Source organism: Streptomyces sp. NPDC048001 (assembly GCF_043203115.1).
GTDB classification, from domain to species: domain Bacteria; phylum Actinomycetota; class Actinomycetes; order Streptomycetales; family Streptomycetaceae; genus Streptomyces; species Streptomyces sanyensis.
In genome coordinates, this window is sequence record NZ_JBIDBN010000010.1 from 275,023 (window position 1) to 292,393 (window position 17,371).

A 17,371-nucleotide genomic window follows, 5' to 3' on the forward strand; every position below is an offset into this window, starting at 1 on the left:
CCATTCTGCGGGATGCCGAAGAGGCGCGCGGCCGAGAACAACCGCCGGTGGCGCGCTACGCACGCTACCCCCTTCGCCGCTCCCCGCCCACATGCGCGTCCCGAGAAGGCACGGATCGATGCCCGCGGCGGGCGGCTCCGCGGGGCGCCGGGGAGCCCGCCGGGACGCCTGCCGCGGCCAACACGCCGTACGCGGGAGCGGTGATCGCGGTTCGCGAGGACGGAGGTTGGGGCACTATGACGAGGTGGCAGCCGAAGGGTCGTCCGACACCGCCGGGCCGCTCGGACGAGCGGGCCGGGCGGTGGGCCGCGCCCTGCACCGGCCCTTCACCGGCGCGGGGCGCCGGATCCGCAGGATCACCCACGCCCACGGCGCCGGGGAGTCGGGCCTCGGCAAACTGATCGAGCTGCACGCCGTGAACGGCGCGGGCGACGTCATGATCACCGTGGCGCTCGCCTCGACGGTCTTCTTCTCGGTTCCCACGGACGAGGCGCGCGGGCGCGTCGCCCTCTACCTGGCCATCACCATGGCGCCCTTCACCCTGCTCGCCCCGGTGATCGGCCCCCTGCTGGACCACATCCCGCACGGCCGCCGGGCGGCGATGGCGGGGGCGATGCTGGCCCGGGCGCTGCTGGCGCTGCTGATGTCCGGCGCGGTCGCCTCCGGGGGACTGGAGCTGTACCCGGCGGCACTGGGCGTGCTGGTGTCGTCGAAGGCGTACGGCGTGGTGCGCAGCGCGGTCGTGCCACGCCTGCTGCCGCCGAAGTTCTCCCTGGTCAAGGCGAACTCGCGGGTGACCCTGTCGGGGCTGCTGGCGACCGGGATCGCCGCGCCGGTCGGGGTGGGGCTCCAGCGGATCGGGCCGGAGTGGCCGCTGTACGGGGCGTGCGCCCTGTTCGTCCTCGGCACCTTCTGGGCCTTCACCATGCCGCCGAAGGTCGACTCGGCGAAGGGCGAGCGCAAGGCCCACATGCTGACCCACGGGGAGAAGAAGCCGAGCCTGCGCACGGTGGGGCCCTCGGTGCTGCACGGCCTCCAGGCGAACGCGGCGCACCGCGGGCTGTCCGGTTTCCTGATCTTCTTCCTGGCCTTCCTGCTGCGCGACCATCCGCTGCCGGGGCAGTCGGCAGCGGTGTCCCTCGGGATCGTCGGCGTCGCGGCGGGCGCGGGCAACGCCCTGGGGACGGCCGTGGGCGCGTGGCTCAGGGCCCGCGGGCCGGAGGTGATCATCGTCACCATGCTGCTGCTGGTCCTCACCGCGGCGGTGCTGGCCTCGGTGTTCTTCGGTGCGGGCATGGTCGCGGTGCTCGGCGCGACGGCCGGGTTCTCGCAGGCGCTCTCGAAGCTCTCGCTGGACGCGCTGATCCAGCGGGACGTCCCCGAGCAGGTCCGCACCTCCGCGTTCGCCCGCTCCGAGACGCTGCTGCAGATGGCGTGGGTCGTCGGCGGGGCGATCGGTATCTCGCTCCCGCTGAACGGGACGGTGGGCATGGCGGTGGCCGCCTGCATCATCGGCACGGGGCTGCTGCTGGCGGGCCGGGGGCTGCTGAGCGCCTCCCGCCACGGCAGCCCGCCGCGGTCGGCCCGGGTCGCCTGAGGGCCGCCGGGTGCGGGAACGCCCGGCGGGACGCCCGGCGGGACGCACGCTGCGGGCCGGGCCGGGCCGACGGGGTCACGGCCGACGGGGTCACGGCGGGCGGGTTCACGGGGGGCGCGGGCCGACGGGGTCAGGGCAGACGAGGTACCCCGCGGGCGGGGCCACGGCGGGCGCGGGGGACCTGCCGGGCGGGGGCGCGGGCCTCACCCGGATGCGTCCCCCGCGGGGGACGACCGCGCGCCGCGCCGTACCCCCGCGACGCAGGGCCGACCGCGCCCGATAGCCTTCGGCCCATGACCGTTGCGTTCTTCTCCGGCAAGCGCCGCCGGGCCGCTGCCGCCCTCGGCGCCGCGTCCGCCGGCCTCCTCGTCCTCTCCGCCTGCGACAAGCCGACGCCGCTCGTGACGGTGACGGTCGGCACGGAGTCCGTGCACGCCGAGGCCACCTGCTACAACGACGGCGAGGCCATCAAGGAGTCCGAGGTGCAGAAGTGCCTCACCGAGGGCACCCCCACGAAGATCTCCTTCGGGCTCGACGACAAGGTCCGCATCGGCGTCGACCCCGAGATCGCGGACAACGGCTGGACACTGCTCTTCGGCGCGCAGCCGGTCGAGCAGGAGCCGTACAAGAAGACCTACCGGACCATCCCCGGCAACGCGTTCTTCTCCTCCGCGACCGGTGAGCCGACCTCCTCGGTCGACGTGAACGTCATGGAGACCGACGGCAGCAAGGTCATCGGGATCTACCGCTTCCAGTTCGAGAAGGACTGAGCCGGAAGGCCTGAGGTGCGCGTACTGGTCGTGACCGCCGTGACGGCCGAGGCCGGGGCCGCCGCCGCGGGAGAGTCCGCAGCGGGGGAGTCCGCCGTGCTGCCGGGCGGGTACGCGCTGACCCGCGGCCCCGTCCTCGACGCGGTCGTCGCCGGGGTGGGCCCCGCCGCCGCTGCCGCCGCGACCGCCACCGCCCTCACCGCCGCCGGACCGGGGGCCTACGGCCTGGTCGTCTCGGCGGGCATCGGCGGCGGTTTCGTCCCGCACGCCCCGGTGGGCTCGCTCGTCGTCGCGGACGCGATCGTCGCGGCCGACCTCGGCGCCGACACCCCGGAGGGCTTCCTCCCGGTGGACGAGCTGGGCTTCGGCCGCAGCGTCCACCACCCCCCGGCTGCGCTGTCCGCGCGGATCGCCGAGGTGCTGGGCGCGGCCCACGCCCCCGTGCTGACAGTCTCCACCGTGACCGGCACCGCCGAGCGGGCCGCCGCGCTGGCCCGGCGCCACCCGCGGGCCGCGGCGGAGGCCATGGAGGGCTTCGGCGTCGCGGAGGCGGCCGCCGCGCACGGGCTGCCCGTGGTCGAGATCCGGGCGGTCTCCAATGCCGTGGGCCCGCGCGACCGGTCCGCCTGGCGCATCGGCGAGGCCCTGGACGCGCTCCGCGGCGCCTTCCGCCGGCTCACCCCCGTCCTCGCCAAGGAGCAGCCGTGACCCTGTCGATCGCCTACTCCCCCTGCCCGAACGACACCTTCGTCTTCGACGCGTGGGCGCACGGGCGGGTGCCGGGCGCGCCTGAGCTGGACGTCACCTTCGCCGACATCGACGTCACCAACGCGATGGCCGAGCGCGGGGAGCTGGACGTGCTGAAGGTGTCCTACGCGGTGCTGCCCTGGGTGCTCGACGAGTACGCGCTGCTGCCGTGCGGCGGGGCGCTGGGGCGCGGCTGCGGTCCGCTGGTGCTGACCCGGGAGCCGGGCACGCAGCTGACGGGCAGGCGGGTCGCGGTGCCGGGCGAGCGCTCGACGGCGTATCTGCTGTTCCGGCTCTGGGCGGCGGAGGCCGTGCCGGGGGGCGTGGGCGAGGTGGTGGTGATGCCGTTCCACGAGATCATGCCCGCGGTGCGGGACGGTGCGGTGGACGCGGGGCTGGTCATCCACGAGGCGCGCTTCACCTACCGGCGCTTCGGCCTGCACGCGCTGGCGGACATGGGCGAGCACTGGGAGTCCACGACGGGGCTGCCGATCCCGCTCGGCGCGATCATCGCCCGGCGCTCGCTGGGCGCGCCGACCCTGCGGCTGCTGGCCGACTCGGCGCGCGCCTCGGTGCGGATGGCCTGGGACGACCCGGCGGCCTCCCGCCCGTACGTCCTCGCCCATGCGCAGGAGATGGACCCGGCGGTCGCCGACCAGCACATCGGGCTCTATGTCAACGAGTTCACCCACGACCTGGGCGAGGCGGGCTACGCGGCCGTCCGCGGCCTGCTGACCCGGGCCGCGGCCGAGGGGCTGGTGCCCGCCCTCGGCCCGGACGCGCTGGACTTCGCCTGACGCCCCGGACTTCGTCTGACGCCCCGGACTTCGTCTGAGGTGCCCGGCGGGGCCGCGGGGTGCCGGCGGGCCCGGGGTGCCCGCAACCGGCTGGCGCTCAGTGGCGCTCCGGCCGGCCCCGGGGGCCGGTCGGACGCCCGGCCGGGCGGAGCCGGTCGCGGTCAGACGTCGAGCTGGTCGGCGACCGCCCGGAGCAGTCCGGCGATCTTCTTCCCCTGCGTCTTGTCGGGGTAGCGCCCCCGCTCCAGCATGGGCGTGATGTTCTCCAGCAGTGTCGTCAGGTCCTGCACGATCGACGCCAGTTCGTCGGGCTTGCGGCGCTGGGCGGCCGCCACCGAGGGCGCGGGGTCGAGCAGGGTGACGGAGAGGGCCTGGTCGCCGCGCTGGCCCGCCACCACGCCGAACTCCACCCGCTGGCCCGGCTTCAGCGCGTCGACTCCGGACGGGAGCACGGACGAGTGCACGAAGACGTCGCCGCCGTCGTCGCGGGAGAGAAAGCCGAAGCCCTTCTCGCTGTTGAACCACTTGACTTTGCCGGTGGGCACGTCTGTCCTCGTCCTCGTACTCGTGGGGCGCCGGGCGCCGGCCGGGCGCCGGAAAACGGCTCTGGATAGCACTACAGCGGGCCGTCCGACCCGCCAGCCTCAAGGCTAATGGTCCACAGGCCGCTGACAAGACGTCCCCGATCGGTTCGTCCGCGGAGGGGAACTACCCTGGCCGAATGACTGCTACTCCTGTTGGTGACTCCGCGGCACCGGGTGACGGGCTGGTGCGCCTCGGCGCCGTCGTCTTCATCATCGGCGCGGTGGCCACTCTGGTCACAGTGGCCCCCCTGTTCCTGGGGACCGATCCCTTCCCGACCCTCGCATATGCCGTGTCCATGCTGATGGGCGTCGGTTTCCTGATCGCCGGGGCCGGGGTGATGCGCTCGATCGCCGCGCAGCGGCGTCAGGCCGGATCTGCTCGCTCCTGACCACCGCCGGAGCGGGCCCGCTCCGCTCCGGCGCCCGCGGGCCGCACCGCGCGGGGCCCGTTCAGGACACGCGGCGGTGCTCCTTCAGCCACGCGGGGAACGCGGTCAGGTCGTCGAGCACCACGTCCGCCCCGGCTCCGCGCAGCGCGGCGGCGTCGCAGGGCCCCGTCGGCACGGCCACCGACAGCGCCCCCGCCGCCCGCGCCCCGCGCACGTCGCCGAGGTGGTCGCCCACGTACACGGCCGCGTCGTGCTCCCGCAGCGCCTCGGCCTTGGCCTCGGCCCACAGCCAGCCGATCGTGGCGTCCGGGGCGATGCCCAGGCGGGTCAGGTGCAGCACGGCGTTCGGCTGGTGCTTGGCGGTGACCACGATCGCCCGGCCGCCGAGCTCCCGTACCGCCTCGACCGCCTCCCGGGCGCCCGGCATCGCCGTCGTCGGCCCGATCGCGTGCCGGGGGTACAGCTCCCGGTAGCGGTCGCCCATCTCCCGGATCCGCTCCTCGGGGAACCACTCGGCCAGCTCCTGCTCCAGGGGCGGGCCGAGGCGGGTGACCGCGAGGTCGGCGTCGATCCACACCCCGGTCTCGGCGGAGAGCGCCCGGTAGGCGGCGTGGATGCCGGGCCGGGAGTCGATCAGCGTCATGTCGAGGTCGAACCCGACCGTGAACGGCGTCCGGGGGGAGGAGGGCGAGGTCATGGCCCCCATTGTGCCGGTGCGCCCGGCGGCACCGGACGGGCGTTCCGGGGGGCGCGGGGCCGGCCCGGAGCGCCCGGGTCAGCGCGCCCGGGTCAGCGCGCCGCGCGGGCCCGCCAGAGGAGGAAGAGCGCCGAGGCCAGGGCCGCCCCCTTGAGCACCCAGGGCCATGTGCCGGACAGCGCCTCCCCCATGCCGCCCTCGGGGACGGCCGCCCCCCAGCGGCCGTCGAGGCGCCCCCAGAGCCAGACCAGCCCCGCGACGGCGGCCGCGCCCGGCAGGTACAGGACCGCCGCCTTGGACTGCCCCGGCGTCAGCCGTCGTGAGCCGTAGGCGATGAGCCACCCCGCCCCGAGCGCGATCAGGGAGCCCGCGACGGCACCGGCCACGAGCAGCACCGCGGCCAGCAGCAGCAGCGGGCTGCCGAGGACCCGCCCGCCCGCCGGAGCCTCCTCGGCCGGGGCCTCCGCCGCGGGGGCCGCCGCTGCGCCGCGGCGCAGCAGCCGCGGCAGCAGGCGGCGCCCGGCCCGGGGGGCGTTTGGTGCATCGCCCTCGCCACCGGCGCCGTCCTCGTCCTGGTCCTCGTCCTGCTCACCGCGCGGCGGCCGGAGTATCTCCGGCACCTCCACCCCGCCGACGAATCCCGGGACCCGGGCTCCCGCGCCGAACGGCCCCGCGTCGAAGGGGTCCGCGGCGGACGGGGCGGCGCCCACCCGCCACCAGTCCGGTTCGGAGCCGGTGGTGCCGAGTTCGTCCGTGCCCGCCAGGTGCGGCGGGGAGGCGGCGGGCGGGCCCGGCACCTCCCGCGTCCGGGGGCGGGGCAGCCGCAGCCGCGCCCGGGGCCCGCTCCGCTCCGGGGAGCCCTCGGGGGCATCGGAGGGCTCCGTCCCGGCCGCGGCGGCCTCGGGGGCCGCCTCGGGCACGGCGGGCACGGGGCCGCCCTGCGGCGCCTCCGGGGGCGCCGCCACGCCGGGGCCGCCGGAGGCCGCCGCGGCCACCACCTCGTGCGGGGTGCCCAGCCGGCCGAGGATGCGGCGCACCCCCGCCGGGCTGCTTCCGCCCAGCCGGCCGCGCTGCTTCTCGATCTCGCCCCGCAACTCGGTGACCAGCCGCATCCGCTGCCCGGACGGCAACTGGGCCTGCTGGGCCAGGTCTCCGACCCGGCTCAGGTAGTCGTAGACCAGCTGGTCGCTCTCGATCCCCACGGACGTCCCCTGCGCCGACTGCGTGTCCCCGGCGGACCGCGCCGCCGCCCCGGACCGGAAGGCTCCCCGGCCGAGGCGCTCCGGCCAGGCCCGCCCTGCCCCCGACCGTAGCGGTCCAGCGGCTACCGTGGGGCGGATGGGGACGATGCCCGAGGGAAGCGGCGGCGGCACGGCCGCCGGACCGCGTACGCTCGCCGAGGCGCTGCGCGCCCGCGGCGACGACGAGCTGGCCGCGCTGCTGCGCGCCCGGCCCGATCTGCTGAGCCCGGTGCCGAACGACGTCACCCAGCTCGCCACCCGCGCCGCGACCCGCGCCTCCGTGGTGCGCGCCCTGGAGCACCTGGACCGGTTCACACTGCAGACCGCCGAGGCGCTGGCCGTCGCGCCGGATCCGGCCGGCCTGGGCGAGCTGCGGGCCCTGCTCACCGGTGACGAGCCCGGCCCGGAGATCGCCGCGGCCCTGCCGCACGCGGTCGGCGAACTGCGGCGGCAGGCCCTGGTCTGGGGGGACGACGACCGGCTGCGGCTGGTGCGCGTCGCCCGCGAGCTGCTCGCACCGTCCCCGAACCGCCCCTCGCCGACCGGCCTGGGACCCACCGTGGCCGAGGCGACCGCGGGCATGTCCCCGGGGCGGCTCCAGGAGCTGATCGCGGCGGCCGGGCTGCCCCCGACCCACGATCCGGTGTCCGCGGTCGCGGCGCTGACCGCCCTGTTCCGCGACCGCGAGCGGATGGGCCTGCTGCTGGACTCGGCGCCGCCCGAGGCGCTGGCCGTGCTCGACCGGCTGGTCTGGGGTCCTCCGTACGGGGAGGTGACCGCCGCCCCCGCGCCTCCGGTGCAGTGGCTGCGCGACCGGGGCCTGCTGCTGCCCGCCTCGCCGAGGACCGTCGTCCTGCCGCGGGAGGCGGCGCTGCACCTGCGCGGCGGGCGGGCGCACCGGTCGCCGGAGCCCGTGCCGCCGCCGGTGGCGGCAAGCGCCGAGCGCCGTCCACAGGTTGTGGACAGCACCGCGGCCGGGCAGGCGTACACGGCGCTCACCACCGTCGAGGACCTGCTCAAGGACTGGCACGAGGGCGGCCCGTCCGTGCTGCGGGCCGGGGGCCTGTCGGTGCGCGACCTCAAGCGCACCGCGGTCGCCCTCGACACCACGGAGCCGCTCGCCGCCTTCTGGCTCGAACTGGCCTACGCGGCGGGCCTGCTGGCCTCCGACGGCGAGGCCGACGAGCGGTACGCGCCCACCCCCGCCTACGACGAGTGGCTGGAGCTGCCCCCGGCGGAGCGCTGGGCCGCCCTGGCGCTCGCCTGGCTGCCGGGCACCCGCGCCCCCGGCCTGGCCGGCGGGCAGGACTCCAAGGGCCGCGCGCTGTCGGCGCTCGGCCCGGGGCTGGACCGCCCTGCCGTCGCGGAGGTCCGTCGCAGGGTCCTCGGCCTGCTGGCCGGGCTGCCCGAGGGCGCGGTCCCCGATCCGGTGGCGCTGCGCGACCGGCTGCGCTGGGAGCGGCCGCTGCGCGGTGAGGGGGCGGGCGCGGGGCGCGCCCTGCGCGACCGGGCCGCGGACTGGGCGCTCGGCGAGGCCGAACTGCTGGGCGTGACGGGGCGCGGGGCACTCTCCGCCCACGCCCGCGCGCTGCTGCCGCCCGCCGAAGGCGACGGCGACGGCGACGGCGACGGCGACGGCGACGGCGACGCCGTCGGCAACGGTGGGGCTGCCGGTTCCGGGCCGGACGCGGGGGCCGCGGACCGGCGCGCCCGGGCCGTGGGCCTCCTGGCCGCGCTGCTGCCCGAACCGCTCGACCATGTGCTGCTCCAGGCCGACCTGACGGCCGTGGCCCCCGGCCCCCTCCGCCGCCCCCTCGCCGAGGCGCTGTCCGTCCTCGCGGACGTCGAGTCCAAGGGCGGGGCGACCGTCTACCGCTTCACGCCCGGCTCGGTGCGCCGGGCCCTGGACGCCGGGCGTACCGCCTCCGAGCTGCACGCCTTCCTCGCCGACCATGCCCGCACCCCGGTACCGCAGCCGCTCAGCTACCTCATCGACGACGTGGCCCGCCGCCACGGCCATCTGCGGATCGGCGCGGCCTCGGCGTACGTACGCTGCGACGACGACGCCCTGCTCGGCGAGATCCTGGCCGACCGGCGGGCCCAGGGCCTGGGCCTGCGCCGCCTCGCGCCCACGGTGCTCGCCGCCCAGTCCGACCCGGGCACCCTGCTGGAGGGGCTGCGGGCGATGGGCTTCGCCCCGGCGGCGGAGTCCGCGGAGGGCGACGTGCTGATCACCCGCGCACACGCCCGGCGCACCCCGCCCCGCACGCCTCCCTCCCCCGTGCCGGACGGCCCGCCGGTACCCGACCGGACGCTGCTCGGCGCGGCGGTGAAGGCGATCCGGGCGGGCGACCGGGCCGCCACCGTGGAGCGCAAACCGGCACCGGCCGCCGCCGCCCGGCCCGTCGCCGACGGCGGCGCGCTGCCGCGCACCAGTCCGGCGGACACCCTGGCCACGGTCCAGGCCGCGGCCATGACGGGCTCCACGCTCTGGATCGGCTATGTGAACGCGGACGGTGCCGCCAGCCAGCGGGTCATCGCACCGGTCCGCGTCGAGGGCGGCTTCGTCACGGGCTACGACCACACGGCGGACGAGGTGCGCACCTACCCCCTGCACCGCATCACGGGCGTCGCCGAACTCGCCGAGGACTGATCCGGCCGCGCAGACCCCGGGCCCGCCCCGGTCGGGGGCCGCTCCGTCCCACCCCGGCCCGCCCTGCCCCGGGCCCGCTCCCCGTCCCTCCCCGGTCGAGCGCCACCCCGGTCGGGGGCGCGTCACCCCGGGGCTCGGCCTTCCCCCGGGCGGCGTCCCGAGGCGAGCCGGATGCCGAGCACCCCCGCCCCGGCCAGCAGCGCGGCCAGGACGGCCGCGCCCGCCAGCACCCCGGCGGGGTAGCCGATCGCCGGGTCCATGGCGCTCCAGGCGGCCGAGGCGACCGCCCCGCACGCCAGACCGGTGCCGACCACGGCGGCGTAGCCGAGCAGGAACTCCTCGGTGCCGATCGCGCGGACCCGGCCGCGGCTGAGGCCCAGCGCGCCCAGCAGGCGGTCGCCGTCGCGCCCGGCGGCCGTGCGGTCGATCGTGCCGAGCGCCAGCACCAGGAAGGTCAGCGAGCCGAGCACCGCGACTCCCCCGAGGATCCAGGAGACGAGCTCCGACTCCTGGAGCACGAGGTCCGCCGCGGACACCACGTTCAGCGCGGCGGGGTGGGCGAGGGCCGCCGCGCGGATCGCGTTCTCGAAGCGCGGGTCGCGCGGGGCGATCACCGCCAGCTCGCCCCCGGGCGTGGGGCGCAGGGTGCCCGGCGGCACGAGGCGCAGCTGCGCCGGGGTGCCGAGCAGCACCGCCAGCCGCCGTGAGCCCTCGGGCGTCAGGCTCCCGGCGGGCCCGCACACCGCCGTGCCGAGCAGCCGCCCGGCGTCGGCGCAGCCGAGGCCCACGCGCAGCACCGGCGGGCCGGACGGGCCGGACGGGCCGGGGTCCCGCGGTGCGAGCGGGACCGCGACGGCCCCGGGCAGCCCGCGCAGCAGCACCCCGGTGTCCACCCGGTCGAGCGCCCCGCGCAGCACCACCGCCTCCGCGGTCGGGTCCCTCGGCGGCGGGGCGTCGAGATGGCGGACGGCGCCCATCCAGGCGGCGACCACCGGGGCGAGGACCAGCAGCGCGGCGACGCCGTACAGGGGGCGGACCGCCGACCGCGGGTCGTACTGGAGCCGCCGGCCCGCGAGCACGCCCCGCGGCCCGGACGCCCGGTCCGCCATCCGCCCGCCGACGGCCCGGGCCACCACCGGGAGCGCCGGAGGGACGCCCACCGCGAGCAGGACCACGCCGGCGAGGGTCGTCGTCGAGGCCGCCTGGCCGTCCCTCAGCTGCGCCAGCGCCAGCAGCACCAGCCCGGCGGCGGCCGGCGCCGTGCGCAGCACCGGCAGGCGGGGGCGCCCGGCCCGGGGGCGGGGCGCCACCCGGTGCCGGCTCCCCCGGCCACGGCGCTCCGTCAGCACGGCCAGCGCGGCGAACAGGCAGGCCAGGCACGCCGCCACGGCCGCGGTCGCCCAGGGCGGCGGCGCCAGCGCCCCGTCCGCCACGGGCCGCCCGACCACCGGGACCTCCCCGAGCACGGGGGCGACCGGAGTCCACAGCAGCACCCCGAGCGCGAGCCCCGGCAGGAAGACCAGGGCGGCCTCCACCGCGACCAGCGCCCGCAGACGGCGCGCCGGGGTCCCGAGCGCCCGCAGCAGGGCCAGCCGCCGTGCCCGCAGCGGCGCCGAGACGGCCGTCCCGGCCGCCGCGAGCAGGACCACGGGCAGACCGACGAACCCGGTCAGCGCCAGGGCCAGGGCGGGCCGGTCCACCTCCGTCCGCTCCCCGACCGACGGGCCCGGCCCGCCGAAGCCCGCGGCGTCGAAGGCGGCGGCGCCCATGGCCCCGCCCTCGGGCATGTGCCGGTAGGCCAGCAGCTCACCGGGGTGGAGCACGCCCGCGTCGCCGAGCACCTCGGCGCCCGGGAAGCGCGCGGCGAGCGCGGGGTGGGCCCGGGCGAGGGTCGCCAGCCCCGGGGAGACGGCCCAACCGCCCTTCTCGGGCCAGGCGGACATCCCCGGCGGCATCGCCGCCGGGTCCCCTTCGTCCACGGGGTCCAGCCACACCACGGGGTACTGCTCCAGCCCCCAGGTGTCGGCGCGCAGGTCGACCCGCACCACCGGCTCCGCCCCGCCCCGCGCGGGCACCACCGAACGCTGCCGGAGGCGGTCCGCCTCCCCGGACAGCGCGTGCAGCACCCCGGCGGCGAACAGGACCGTGACGGCGCAGGCCGCGGCCGCCGCGCCCAGGAGCAGGGCCCGCAGCCGCTGCCGCGGGTGCGGCCCCCAGGCCAGCCGGGCGGCGAGGCGCAGCGTGGTCCGGTGCGCGTTCACGGCCGCTCCGCGGGACCGGCACCGGGACCGGCACCGGCGGGGCCAGCACCGGCGGGGACGGCGTGCAGACGGCCGGAGCGCAGCCGCAGCGTGCGGTCCGCCGCCCTGGCCACCTCCGCGTCATGGGTGGCCACCACCAGCGCGGCCCCGCCCTCGCGGCAGGCGTCCAGCAGCACCCGGGTGACCCGGCGGGCGTTGTCCTCGTCCAGCGCGCCGGTCGGCTCGTCGGCCAGGACGAGCCGCGGCCGGCACACCAGCGCCCGGGCGACGGCCGCGCGCTGCGCCTCTCCCCCGGACAGCTCCTCGGGGGCCCGGTGCCCCTGGCCCCCGAGCCCGACGAGGTCGAGCAGTCCGGCGGCGCGGGCCGCGGCGTCGGCGTGGCCGGCGAACATCGCGGGGAGCGCCACGTTCTCCGCCACGCTCAGCTCGGGCAGCAGCTCCCCGAACTGGAAGACCATCCCCACATGGGCCAGGCGCAGCGCCGCGGCGGCGTCCCCGGACGCGTCGTGGAGGGAGTGCCCGCAGACCGCCACGGAGCCCGCCGCGGGGCGCACCAGGCCGGCCAGGGCGTTGAGCAGCGTCGTCTTCCCCGATCCCGAGGGGCCGGTGACGGCGACCGCCTCCCCGGCGGCGACCTCCAGGTCGAGCCCGTCCGCGATCCTCCGCCCGGGGACGTCGACGACCAGCCCGGCGGCCCGGGCCACGGGCCCGTCCTGGGGCCGGGCAGGTTCCCGCTCCCCGCCCCTCGGCACCGCGCCGCCCCGCCGTCCGTCCGCCATGCCCGCTCCCGCCGTTCGCCGTGGGGTCCCGCCCACGGGGTGTGCCGCCCGCACCGGGCGCGGCCCGGTGCGGGGCGAGGGGGTGCGGGCCGCCCGCGGCGGTCCGCACCCCGGAACCTCAGTACCTCAGTACCTCAGTACCTCTTCCAGTTGCCGCACGAGTCGGGCCAGAAGTGCGGGGTCTCGCAGGTCTGGTGCCCGTTGATCAGCAGCGGACCCGGTGTCCCCTCCCCGGCGCAGACGCCGTTGTTGCCGTCGCCGTCCTTCACCTCGTCCCTGGCCCCGAGCCCGTACTCGTAGACGGCCTTGACGCCCGTCTGGTCGGACTCCTTGTCGCAGGTCGTGATGTTGTTGCGACTGTTGTGGTCATAGCTGTAGTCGTCCCCGTTGTAGCTCCACAGCGCGCTCGCCGTGGCCGGTGCGAAGACCACGAGCCCGGCCACCGCGACACCCGCGGCGGCCAGTCGACGTATCCGCATGGGCGTTCCCCCCTCCTGTCGCGCCCCGTGGACCGGGGCGCCCCCGGCAGCCCACAACACGCGCCCCACCGTTCACAAGGTCCGGACCTGCGGAGCGGGGCACTTCGGCCGGTTCCCACCGGGTGCTGAGGGGTAGGCGTCCGAAAGTCCCACGGCGGCGCCCGGGCCGGCGCGGCCCGGAAGCCCGGACGGAAGGGGTTCAGCCCTCCAGCCCCAGGGCCTTCAGCACCGCCGGGCTCAGCTCCACCTCGTTGCCCTCGGCGGGCACGGCCCCGGAACCGGCGACTCCGTAGGCGCCCTGGACGGTGTTCACCAGGGTGAAGCGGCCGTCGTCCTGACGCTCCAGCAGCAGCACGTACTCCTTGCCGGACACCAGATCGGCCGTCTCCGGCCCTCCGCCGCCGGGCGGTGTGTACCGGACGGTGAGGGATTTGCCGGGTGCGGAGCCCTTCGCCGTCGCGAGCACGTCGGCCGGGGCCTCGGTCGAGGTCACGTCGTCGACCGTCCGCTCCGTGCCTCCGCCGAGCTTCGCCCGCACGATGAGGTCGGCGGCGTCCTCCAGTTCCGCGGCCGAGGCGTAGTGCGGTTCGTCGGCGACGAGGCCGCCCCCCGTCGCTCCCCGACCGGCCAGGACGAACACCGCCGCGACCGCCACCGCGGCCGCGACCGCGAGGGAGGCGACCAGCGGTCCGAGCCGCCGCGGGCGCGCTGCCGCCGGAGGAACGCTGCCCACCGCGGCCGGGGGCGCGGGTGGGACGGCCGCCCGGACCGGGGGTGACCCGTCCACCAGGGCACTCAACTCCCTCAGGGCACGCGGCGACAGCCCCGGCTCCGCCGCGGCGGAACCCAGTGGGTCGGCCTGGCGGATCAGCTCGGCGGCGCGCTGCGCGGACACCGGGGACCTCTTGGACTGCATACGCTTCATACCGACTCCCGGGACGAGGTGTGGATCTCACGGAATGCCTTGCGCGCCCGGTGCAGGCGCACCCACACGGCCGATGTGCGGCAGTCGAGGAGACCGCCGATCTCCGCTGCCGCGAGACCGTCCCAGTAGCTGAGCAGCAGAATCTCGCGGTGCCGCTCGGGCAGCCGGTCGAGCGTCTCCAGCACTGCCGAGGTCTCTGCCGACGCGGGTGAGCGGCCCAGTTCCTCACCGATCCGCCCGTGCAGCTCCGCCAGCCGGGCACTCGACCGGTAGTGGTTGCCGAGGAGGTTCCTGGCGGTGACGAACAACCACCCGGGGGTCGTCTCCACCCCACCGAGTTCGCGCTCCCAGGCGATCCGGAAGACCTCCGCAGCGATGTCCTCGGCCACCCCGGGGTCACCCGTCCTGCGCCGTGCGAAGGCGTGCACACGCGGGTACTCCCGGGTGTACAAGCGGGTGAATCGCGCGCTGCGGCTCCGCTCACTCGCGGTCTGCTGGTTCTCCACACCCCGTGTATGTCCTGAGCGGGCCCCATCCTTACCGGCACCCGTGGATTCTTCCGCCGCTTCGGTCCGGGCCCCGGGAAGGCCCCGGACCCCGCGTCACGGTGCGGCGGGCCGGAGCCCGGCCGCCCCGCCACCCCGCCGCCATGCGGCACACTGGAGGTTTGGCCTCCCCGAGGCATCGGCCTGAACCGGAAAGGCGCAGGAGTGAACGGTCCTCTTATCGTCCAAAGTGACAAGACGCTTCTCCTGGAAGTCGACCACGAGCTGGCGGACGCCTGCCGCCGGGCGATCGCGCCCTTCGCGGAGCTGGAGCGCGCGCCGGAGCACATCCACACCTACCGGGTCACCCCGCTCGGGCTGTGGAACGCCCGCGCCGCCGGGCACGACGCCGAGCAGGTGGTGGACGCGCTGGTGGAGTACTCGCGCTACCCCGTGCCGCACGCGCTGCTCGTGGACGTCGCCGAGACGATGGCGCGCTACGGGCGCCTCACACTGAGCAAGCACCCCGTGCACGGTCTGGTGCTGACCACCACCGACCGCCCGGTGCTGGAGGAGATCCTGCGCTCCAGGAAGATCCAGCCGCTGGTCGGGGAGCGGATCGACCCGGACACCGTCGCGGTGCACCCCTCCGAGCGGGGGCAGATCAAGCAGACCCTGCTGAAGCTGGGCTGGCCGGCCGAGGACCTGGCCGGGTACGTGGACGGCGAGGCGCACCGGATCGAGCTGGCCGAGGACGGCTGGGCGCTGCGCCCGTACCAGAAGCAGGCGGTCGAGGGCTTCTGGCACGGCGGCTCGGGCGTCGTGGTGCTGCCCTGCGGCGCGGGCAAGACGCTGGTGGGCGCCGGGGCGATGGCGCAGGCCAAGGCGACCACGCTGATCCTGGTGACCAACACCGTCTCGGCCCGTCAGTGGAAGCACGAGCTGGTGCGGCGCACCTCGCTCACCGAGGACGAGATCGGCGAGTACAGCGGGACGAAGAAGGAGATCCGGCCGGTCACGATCGCCACCTACCAGGTGCTGACCACCCGGCGGAAGGGCGTCTACCCGCACCTGGAGCTGTTCGACTCCCGCGACTGGGGCCTGGTCGTCTACGACGAGGTGCACCTGCTGCCCGCGCCGGTGTTCAAGTTCACCGCCGACCTCCAGGCCCGGCGCCGGCTCGGACTGACCGCCACGCTGGTGCGCGAGGACGGGCGCGAGTCCGACGTGTTCTCGCTGATCGGCCCGAAGCGCTTCGACGCGCCCTGGAAGGAGATCGAGGCCCAGGGCTACATCGCCCCGGCGGACTGCGTCGAGGTCCGGGTCAACCTGACGGAGTCCGAGCGGCTGGCCTACGCCACCGCCGAGACCGAGGAGAAGTACCGGTTCTGCGCCACGACGGCGACGAAGCGGCGGGTGACCGAGCAACTGGTCGCCAAGCACCGGGGGCAGCAGATCCTGGTCATCGGCCAGTACATCGACCAGCTGGACGAGCTGGGCGAGCACCTCGGCGCCCCGGTGATCAAGGGCGAGACCCCGAACGCCCAGCGGGAGAAGCTCTTCGACGCCTTCCGCAACGGCGAGCTCAGCGTGCTGGTGGTCTCCAAGGTGGCGAACTTCTCGATCGACCTGCCGGAGGCGACCATCGCGATCCAGGTCTCGGGCACCTTCGGTTCGCGCCAGGAGGAGGCCCAGCGGCTCGGCCGGGTGCTGCGTCCGAAGGCGGACGGGCACAAGGCCCACTTCTACTCGGTGGTGGCCCGGGACACCATCGACCAGGACTTCGCGGCGCACCGCCAGCGCTTCCTGGCCGAGCAGGGGTACGCCTACCGGATCGTGGACGCCGACGAGCTGCTGGCGGAGCGGGACGGGCCGGCCTGAGGACGGGCAGGCCTGAGGACGGTCCCGCGACACGGCACGCGGGCCGGGCCGGCCCGTGCCGTGTCGCGGGTGTCCGGGGGCCCGCCCCGGGAGCGCTGCCTGCGTCGTCGGCGGGGGAGGGTGGCCCTGGCGGACCCGGGCTGACCGGGACCTGGTCGCCCCTGCGGCCGGAGGTGAAGCTGTGCTCATGACCCACAGCAGCAACGACCCGGCCGGGTTCCACGACCGTGCCGTCCTGATCACCGGCGGAACCAGCGGAATGGGGCTGGCCACCGCCCGCCTGCTCCTGGAGAGCGGCGCCCATGTCGTCATCACCGGCCGCGACGACGCCCGCCTCGGCCGAGCGGCCCGGGAACTGGACGGGGTGTCGGACCACGGCGCCCGCCTGTCCGCGGTCCGGGCCGACTCCGCCGACCTCGCCGATCTCGACCGGCTGGCCGACCTCGTCCGCGAACGCCACGGCCGCCTCGACGGGGTGTTCGCCAACGCCGGGACCGGAGTGTTCCAGCGAAGCGGCGAGGTCGCGGAGCAGGACTTCGACCGCAGCGTCGACGTCAACTTCAAAGGGGTGTTCTTCACGGTCCAGAAGACCCTGCCGCTGCTCGACGCGGCGGGTGGCGGCTCCATCGTGATCAACGCGTCGTGGACACTGCACCGCGGCCCGGCCGTCGCACCGGTGTACGCGGCGACCAAGGCCGCCGTCCACAATCTGGCCCGCACGCTGGGCAGCGACCTCGCCGGGCGCGGCATCCGGGTCAACTCCGTCAGCCCGGGCTACATCGTCACCGAGATGTTCCACGCGGCCAACCCCGACCCCGCCTCTCACGAGGCCATCCGCTCCCAGGTGCCGCTCGGGCGGCTCGGCCGGGCGGAGGACGTCGCCGAGACCGTGGCCTTCCTCCTCTCCCCGCGGTCGTCCTACGTCACCGCCCAGGACATCGCCGTCGACGGGGGGCTGGTGACCGCCGTCCCCGCCTCCTGACAGCGGTGGCGGGGGGGGGGGGCCCCCCCCCGCCCGCCCCCCCCCCCCCCCCCCCCACCCAACACAACTTGAGGAAAACCGCGCACCACACGGCCGGGGCCGAC

The 17,371-nt window shown here is 76.6% G+C and carries 16 protein-coding genes; 8 read left to right on the forward strand and 8 right to left on the reverse strand.

Going from position 1 to position 17,371, the window contains the following annotated elements; genetic code table 11:
* The first annotated feature begins 244 nt into the window (after nt 1-244).
* From ACGF15_RS20540 to ACGF15_RS20555, 4 genes are all read left to right on the forward strand, one after another.
* The gene (locus ACGF15_RS20540; protein WP_345613558.1) at nt 245-1,597 is read left to right on the forward strand and encodes an MFS transporter; all 1,353 of its coding nucleotides are present in this window, start codon (nt 245-247) and stop codon (nt 1,595-1,597) included.
* A 293-nt stretch (nt 1,598-1,890) separates the two neighbouring features.
* The gene (locus ACGF15_RS20545) at nt 1,891-2,367 is read left to right on the forward strand and encodes a DUF2771 domain-containing protein (RefSeq protein ID WP_345613560.1); all 477 of its coding nucleotides are present in this window, start codon (nt 1,891-1,893) and stop codon (nt 2,365-2,367) included.
* A gap of 15 nt (nt 2,368-2,382) precedes the next feature.
* On the forward strand, nt 2,383-3,075 hold the full coding sequence (locus tag ACGF15_RS20550) for a futalosine hydrolase (protein ID WP_392800779.1): 693 nt from the start codon (nt 2,383-2,385) through the stop codon (nt 3,073-3,075).
* Nucleotides 3,072-3,911 carry a 1,4-dihydroxy-6-naphthoate synthase gene (locus ACGF15_RS20555; protein WP_345613564.1) on the forward strand — a complete coding sequence of 280 codons (840 nt, stop codon included), beginning with the start codon at nt 3,072-3,074 and terminating at the stop codon, nt 3,909-3,911. The genes ACGF15_RS20550 and ACGF15_RS20555 overlap by 4 nt, the downstream gene beginning before the upstream one ends.
* A gap of 161 nt (nt 3,912-4,072) precedes the next feature.
* Here the strand turns inward: ACGF15_RS20555 and ACGF15_RS20560 are convergent, their stop codons facing one another.
* Nucleotides 4,073-4,456, reverse strand: coding sequence for a cold-shock protein (locus ACGF15_RS20560; RefSeq protein ID WP_308315005.1), 384 nt, complete (start codon nt 4,454-4,456; stop codon nt 4,073-4,075).
* A 176-nt stretch (nt 4,457-4,632) separates the two neighbouring features.
* Between ACGF15_RS20560 and ACGF15_RS20565 the strand changes: the two genes are divergently transcribed.
* Nucleotides 4,633-4,884 carry a hypothetical protein gene (locus ACGF15_RS20565; RefSeq protein ID WP_392800783.1) on the forward strand — a complete coding sequence of 84 codons (252 nt, stop codon included), beginning with the start codon at nt 4,633-4,635 and terminating at the stop codon, nt 4,882-4,884.
* A gap of 61 nt (nt 4,885-4,945) precedes the next feature.
* Here the strand turns inward: ACGF15_RS20565 and ACGF15_RS20570 are convergent, their stop codons facing one another.
* Nucleotides 4,946-5,581, reverse strand: a complete 636-nt coding sequence (locus ACGF15_RS20570; RefSeq protein WP_345613571.1) for an HAD family hydrolase — start codon at nt 5,579-5,581, stop codon at nt 4,946-4,948.
* A 92-nt stretch (nt 5,582-5,673) separates the two neighbouring features.
* The gene (locus ACGF15_RS20575) at nt 5,674-6,783 is read right to left on the reverse strand and encodes a hypothetical protein (protein ID WP_392800786.1); all 1,110 of its coding nucleotides are present in this window, start codon (nt 6,781-6,783) and stop codon (nt 5,674-5,676) included.
* A gap of 136 nt (nt 6,784-6,919) precedes the next feature.
* On the opposite strand from ACGF15_RS20575, the gene ACGF15_RS20580 reads away from it, so the two are divergent.
* On the forward strand, nt 6,920-9,475 hold the full coding sequence (locus ACGF15_RS20580) for a helicase-associated domain-containing protein (protein WP_392800789.1): 2,556 nt from the start codon (nt 6,920-6,922) through the stop codon (nt 9,473-9,475).
* A gap of 122 nt (nt 9,476-9,597) precedes the next feature.
* Here ACGF15_RS20580 and ACGF15_RS20585 read toward each other — a convergent pair whose 3' ends face one another.
* From ACGF15_RS20585 to ACGF15_RS20605, 5 genes are all read right to left on the reverse strand, one after another.
* Nucleotides 9,598-11,736 (reverse strand): FtsX-like permease family protein, encoded by a 2,139-nt coding sequence (locus tag ACGF15_RS20585; RefSeq protein WP_392800792.1) that lies wholly within the window; start codon nt 11,734-11,736, stop codon nt 9,598-9,600.
* Nucleotides 11,733-12,515 (reverse strand): ABC transporter ATP-binding protein, encoded by a 783-nt coding sequence (locus ACGF15_RS20590; RefSeq protein WP_392800795.1) that lies wholly within the window; start codon nt 12,513-12,515, stop codon nt 11,733-11,735. Before ACGF15_RS20590 ends, ACGF15_RS20585 begins: the two co-directional genes overlap by 4 nt.
* Nucleotides 12,516-12,649: 134 nt before the next feature.
* The gene (locus ACGF15_RS20595; protein ID WP_345613579.1) at nt 12,650-12,994 is read right to left on the reverse strand and encodes a hypothetical protein; all 345 of its coding nucleotides are present in this window, start codon (nt 12,992-12,994) and stop codon (nt 12,650-12,652) included.
* A gap of 199 nt (nt 12,995-13,193) precedes the next feature.
* Entirely contained in the window at nt 13,194-13,919 is a 726-nt protein-coding gene (locus tag ACGF15_RS20600; protein ID WP_392800799.1) for a hypothetical protein, read from the reverse strand.
* Nucleotides 13,916-14,425 (reverse strand): RNA polymerase sigma factor, encoded by a 510-nt coding sequence (locus ACGF15_RS20605; RefSeq protein ID WP_392800802.1) that lies wholly within the window; start codon nt 14,423-14,425, stop codon nt 13,916-13,918. The genes ACGF15_RS20600 and ACGF15_RS20605 overlap by 4 nt, the downstream gene beginning before the upstream one ends.
* Before the next feature lie 204 nt (nt 14,426-14,629).
* On the opposite strand from ACGF15_RS20605, the gene ACGF15_RS20610 reads away from it, so the two are divergent.
* Together ACGF15_RS20610 and ACGF15_RS20615 are read left to right on the forward strand one after the other, a co-directional pair.
* Nucleotides 14,630-16,285 (forward strand): DNA repair helicase XPB, encoded by a 1,656-nt coding sequence (locus ACGF15_RS20610; RefSeq protein WP_345613585.1) that lies wholly within the window; start codon nt 14,630-14,632, stop codon nt 16,283-16,285.
* Nucleotides 16,286-16,472: 187 nt separating this feature from the next.
* Entirely contained in the window at nt 16,473-17,267 is a 795-nt protein-coding gene (locus ACGF15_RS20615; protein WP_392800806.1) for an SDR family NAD(P)-dependent oxidoreductase, read from the forward strand.
* The last annotated feature ends 104 nt before the right edge of the window (nt 17,268-17,371 follow it).

Excerpts from the sequence above, each read along its gene's own strand:
- ACGF15_RS20590 (WP_392800795.1), bottom strand. The coding sequence starts at position 12,515 with ATGGCGGACGGACGGCGGGGCGGCGCGGTGCCGAGGGGCGGGGAGCGG.
- ACGF15_RS20565 (WP_392800783.1), top strand. The coding sequence starts at position 4,633 with ATGACTGCTACTCCTGTTGGTGACTCCGCGGCACCGGGTGACGGGCTG.
- ACGF15_RS20595 (WP_345613579.1), bottom strand. The coding sequence starts at position 12,994 with ATGCGGATACGTCGACTGGCCGCCGCGGGTGTCGCGGTGGCCGGGCTC.
- ACGF15_RS20615 (WP_392800806.1), top strand. The coding sequence starts at position 16,473 with ATGACCCACAGCAGCAACGACCCGGCCGGGTTCCACGACCGTGCCGTC.
- ACGF15_RS20570 (WP_345613571.1), bottom strand. The coding sequence starts at position 5,581 with ATGACCTCGCCCTCCTCCCCCCGGACGCCGTTCACGGTCGGGTTCGAC.
- ACGF15_RS20600 (WP_392800799.1), bottom strand. The coding sequence starts at position 13,919 with ATGAAGCGTATGCAGTCCAAGAGGTCCCCGGTGTCCGCGCAGCGCGCC.
- ACGF15_RS20545 (WP_345613560.1), top strand. The coding sequence starts at position 1,891 with ATGACCGTTGCGTTCTTCTCCGGCAAGCGCCGCCGGGCCGCTGCCGCC.
- ACGF15_RS20580 (WP_392800789.1), top strand. The coding sequence starts at position 6,920 with ATGGGGACGATGCCCGAGGGAAGCGGCGGCGGCACGGCCGCCGGACCG.